5 protein-coding genes are annotated in these 4707 nt (G+C 39.1%); 2 read left to right on the forward strand and 3 right to left on the reverse strand.

Annotation, left to right across the window (positions count from 1 at the left end):
- Positions 1–137 precede the first annotated feature (137 nt).
- Positions 138–1352, forward strand: coding sequence for a hypothetical protein (locus R7Z41_RS23510; protein ID WP_154219114.1), 1215 nt, complete (start codon positions 138–140; stop codon positions 1350–1352).
- Between the two features lie 602 nt (positions 1353–1954).
- Here the strand turns inward: R7Z41_RS23510 and R7Z41_RS23515 are convergent.
- From R7Z41_RS23515 to R7Z41_RS23525, 3 genes are all read right to left on the reverse strand, one after another.
- On the reverse strand, positions 1955–3157 hold the full coding sequence (locus tag R7Z41_RS23515) for a site-specific integrase (RefSeq protein ID WP_225468092.1): 1203 nt from the start codon (positions 3155–3157) through the stop codon (positions 1955–1957).
- A gap of 10 nt (positions 3158–3167) precedes the next feature.
- On the reverse strand, positions 3168–3527 hold the full coding sequence (locus R7Z41_RS23520; protein ID WP_318136432.1) for a hypothetical protein: 360 nt from the start codon (positions 3525–3527) through the stop codon (positions 3168–3170).
- An 81-nt stretch (positions 3528–3608) separates the two neighbouring features.
- Complete coding sequence (locus R7Z41_RS23525) at positions 3609–4106, reverse strand: hypothetical protein (RefSeq protein WP_318136431.1); 498 nt, start codon at positions 4104–4106, stop codon at positions 3609–3611.
- A 151-nt stretch (positions 4107–4257) separates the two neighbouring features.
- On the opposite strand from R7Z41_RS23525, the gene R7Z41_RS23530 reads away from it, so the two are divergent.
- A complete protein-coding gene (locus R7Z41_RS23530; protein WP_265132840.1) occupies positions 4258–4665 on the forward strand; it encodes a hypothetical protein in 408 nt (135 codons plus the stop codon).
- The last annotated feature ends 42 nt before the right edge of the window (positions 4666–4707 follow it).

Genomic DNA, 4707 nt, shown 5'->3' on the forward strand with positions numbered 1-4707 from the left:
TAGATTGGTGTGTTAGTGTCAGTTGTTGGTGAATGGTTCTGTAACTTTTTTTTGTGGGAGTGATATCAAACACTACACATAATATGCTTTTATTGATAAGTTTATTCTATGTAAAAATTATTATGGGCAAAAAAATCATGGAACGATTAGATTTATCAATTATCTCAGACAAAGAACGGTCTCGATTATTTCTTAATTACTTAGATGTTTTTTTTCAAGATTTTAGAAAAAAGTCTTTTGGCTCGTCTTACTTTGAAGGTAATAGTTATTTCAACGAAACCAGTATTACAGGAGAAATAGATGGTCAAGAAGATAGTTTATTTATAAGAATATCTTCAGATTTAGATGGTAACTTACAATACTTAGAGTTTGATGACAATAAAAATGGAGCATACAAGGAGAAAATAAATAAATTAATCATCGACTCACTTATGAAGTCATTAGATGATAAAAAGGAAACTTTTTACCGAAGATATCATTACACATATACTGGACCACAATTAGATGGCGAGTATTGGATAAAGGGGACTAGAATTGCTCCAATTTCCGATGATACGAGTAATAAAACATGGGGTAATATAGAAAGATATTTTTCTATAGAGTTAAATGTGGATGCCATCGATGGGCCCGATGCTGATGCCAAAGGAAACGTAGAATCAGATATTATAGCTGCTAGATTATCATTACTACTTGATGTAGGGATCAGCGCCCCGTTAACAGAGCATAAGTGGTGTATAGATGTCAGCGACTCTACGAATGCTAAAAGTAAAATATACCAAACTGGTTATTATGGCTTCGGCCATGATTTGACGCGCATGCCTAAGAAAAAAGAGCTGATGGCATGTGGACAGTTTAAAAACAGTGTTTTTCCTCACATGCGATATGTAGGTGAACTATTATTCTTACCGTGTGAAACAAGAAAGTTGTTTTCAAAACTTGAATGCGCTGCTGCTGAAACAAAAGAGGCATTCAATAACTGTTGCTTTATGTATCAAATAGCATCTACCTCAGGGAAATATTCACCAACTGTTAGGTTATCATATCTAGTTGCAGCTATAGAATCTCTAGCTCAGTGTGAAAATGGTAAGAATAAACATTTTAGTAACTTTATACGTCACTATGCGAAAGATGAGATAAAAGTTGAAAATATTCTAGATTTTATGCATGGTGAAGTACGCTCAGCTCATTTTCATAGTGGAAAGTTTACCGGCGGCGAATATAACTATGAAAGAAACTCAGTTATAAGATTTCAAAGTGTTGAGTCGAGGGTTAGAGATATGTTATTTAGGGAAAGTTATCGACTAATTAGAATATCTATAGCTAGATGGGTTAATAACTTCATAAATAGTTAAGTATTGCTATTATAGCGGCGGAAAGTTTCACTCCCAAAATCTGTTTTTTTTTGACTAAGGTGAGGTATTCCGTTATGACGGGTATCCTACAATTATAAAGAACTCAGAATAACACTGCCTATTTTAAGTTCAGGTTTTGGCAACTCTACATTCCTTGTCGCCTACGCCTGAGTCACCACCGTTAACCAATTGGTACACAACTCGTAAGTGAGCCGAGCACGAGCATTACTGTTGATGAAAAAGTCAATCTCAATGCTAACGCCATGATTGATGGATCGATTTCAATGGTTAGTTTCATAGTTACCCCTTTTATGTTTAGGAAAAAAAGCTGATTGACCCGTCGTAGATACAGAGTTACCCGACAAGGACTCTAACCTACTAAGGAATTTCGCTACCTTAGGACTAAAAATTTCTTTCTAGCCGCCGTTTACTTCTTTCATCTGCCGTGCAAAAGCAAGCATCTGAATCGAAGCAACCGCAATCAATAAGCTTTTATAACTAATGTCTTGACCACGCCTACATTGGTTGGGATTACCGCAGACTTCAACAAATCCTTATGTTGCGCATATCATATTAATGCATAACTAGGTCATTTGGAATTCTTAATTGGACTTGATAGAATTTGAAGCGTCCCCCACCAACTCAGCTACATTAGCACTTACCTCTCGCAGCCTACTAGAAGCAAGATGGGCATAACGAGTCGAGGTTTGGGGAGATTGGTGCCCCAACAAATGCTGAACATCATAGAGCGTGGCATTTCCGCTGTTGATCAGGATCGATGCGAAGCTATGCCTTAAGTCGTGGATACGAAAGTTGTCAGTAATCCCGGCAGCTTTCTTGATTCGAGCAAATGCCTTCTTCGGATGAGCGATAGGTCTACCGGGTGCATCTCCGGCAAAGATATAGGGGTTCTTCGGTTGTTGAAATCGTCGTTGATCATGGATGACTTCCTTAGCCAATTGGTTGAGTAGGACCGTTCTAGATAATCCCGACTTAGTGTGTGGTAGAAATAGGCTCCAATTGCCGTCGTCGTCGACGGTAAGACATTCCCATTTTGAGCTGGTAATTTCACCTATGCGCATCCCTGTTAGTAGCGCAAATTTCAATGCATTAGCTTGGGTGCGATTGGGTTCTTCGTTACATGCCTTGATGAAGGCAGAAACTTCTGAGCGTGAGAGGAATCGCTGTCTGACGTTGTTTTCCTTAAGTTTCCGTATGTACTGACCGGGATTAGAATCGACATAGCCCCATTCCATTGCGAGCCTGAACATACGAAGGACTAAGGAACGTAGACGGTTCACCGTTGCAGGTTTCCTACCTTCTAGTAATCCATCAAGTAATTTCTGAATATCCTGCTGACCAATCTCAGTAAGAGGTTTCTTACCCCATTTCGGATAGAAATGGAGCTTTAGACTACCAGCATCACTTTTAGCTGTGAGCTTGTTCATCATGGCATAGGGTAAGTAATGCAGCTCAGAGAACTCCTGGAACGTAAGGACGTTGCGCTTTTCGTCTCGAATAGCCTTGGGGTCATTACCTAGAGCAATTTCCCGTTTATGGTCATTCGCAATCTGGCGAGCAGTGTTGATGTCTAACGCTGGATACTCACCTAGCTGGATAGATTTCTTGGTTCCGTGCAATGTGTATCTGAACAAGAAACGCTTCCTTCCTTGGCGGTTGACGATCATCTTGAGGCCAGAACACAACTCGTCTGTATATTCAGTTTCCTTACTTTTGCTCGACGGCGGCGTCGGTGGTAGTGAGTCAAGTTGGCGTTTATTGAATTTGAATTTTCGGGATTGCATCACTGCCTCCTTAGTCATTCTCGATGGAGAAATATTGGCGTAATTCGGTGAGTAATGTCTTAGGCATCAGTAGATAGATACCCTTACCAGAGTCTTCGACAACGCTTAGGGTAAGCACTGCTCCATAGTCCAGATCGTCTTCGAATTCGGTGTAGGTTAGGACACGTTCCAGTAATTCACCGTCGACGACGTCGCTAGATGCATCGGAAATTGAGGTGAGGAACCAGAGCTCACATTGCAGTTCATCCCATACTTGTTGGGTTTCTGCTTCATCATGAAATGGCTCGGTGAGTATGGATTTGACTTGGTCTTGTAGTGTTATGGTGACAGGGAGGGTAGATAGTTGTTGAAGGTTGGTTATTTTGAGCATGATTAACTCCATATTATTGATAACATAGAGTTAATATGTGTTTTATTTAGCTGATATTTCGATTTCCATTGAACGGGGGATCTATTTGTTTAAAGAACATGGTTTATAATCGTATTGGTATCGATCAAACACATAGTCCTTACCGCTCCATCGCAAAATAGGGAAACAAAAACTGGGACCACCTACCTCTATCTCAGGCCAAGAACTAAATTCCTCATGTGCAATAAATTTGGGTATGCCAACCCCTTTAGCTATGACTTTCCATTTCATATTGGGCAACTTACTGAGGAGGGTATAATGGTACCCTACATTGCCATAGCAATACGAGCTAGATTGCATTATCAGGACTTCTGGTTTTTTATCATGGTTTAAATCTCGTACCATGTCGATTTCTCCAGCGGAAGTAACGCTCGTATCGTCACAATCATTGCGCCAAAAACTTTGATTTAAGAGATACCCTGCTGCAATAAAGGCTGATTCTTTTTCCTTGTAGTTAAGTGGTTCAGCAAATGATTTGTGACTCAGCATTGACAGAAAAATGACGTGGAAAATTTTCCTGATTATTAAATTTGATGGCATTTTATAATCCCGACTTCACCTTTTTTAAGTTTAAGAACTGCGTTGATTTTATAATGAGATTAGCATTTGATGTTAATTTTATTTATCTTATACTTGCGCAAGCAATTTATTATATAAACCTGATTTCAAGAAAATCAATGCAGGAAGGGTAATGAAAAAAATTCTTTTGATTTTGATGGTGATTTCATCGAGTGGAAATGCCGCCGACACCGTTAAATATGATGAAAAAAGGCATCTATTCTGCGAACTAACATCACTTACTCCAAAATTAAGAGATTTGGCTGTGGGAGATATCAAAGATGGCTGGTTGAGAATTAAAGAAGATTATTATTACTCAATTGAAATTGGTGGGTGGGTCATTTCTAGTTATGGCTCTAATGATGGTACAGATATTTCTAATAACTCAAAGACCTTATTTATTAAAGATTACATCGGATTAGCTAAACTAAATAAAAAAACAGGTCGTATTGTTATGAATTACTCTACGCCAGATATGTCTCAGAAGCTCAGATGGTCGTGTAACATTGGCAGGAATGAACCCAAAAATACGGATATGTAACAGCCTCGAAGTAATCCACATCACCCCCACAACCCTAACAAC

The organism is Vibrio sp. 1457, from assembly GCF_033340195.1.
Classification (GTDB): Bacteria; Pseudomonadota; Gammaproteobacteria; order Enterobacterales; family Vibrionaceae; genus Vibrio; species Vibrio alginolyticus.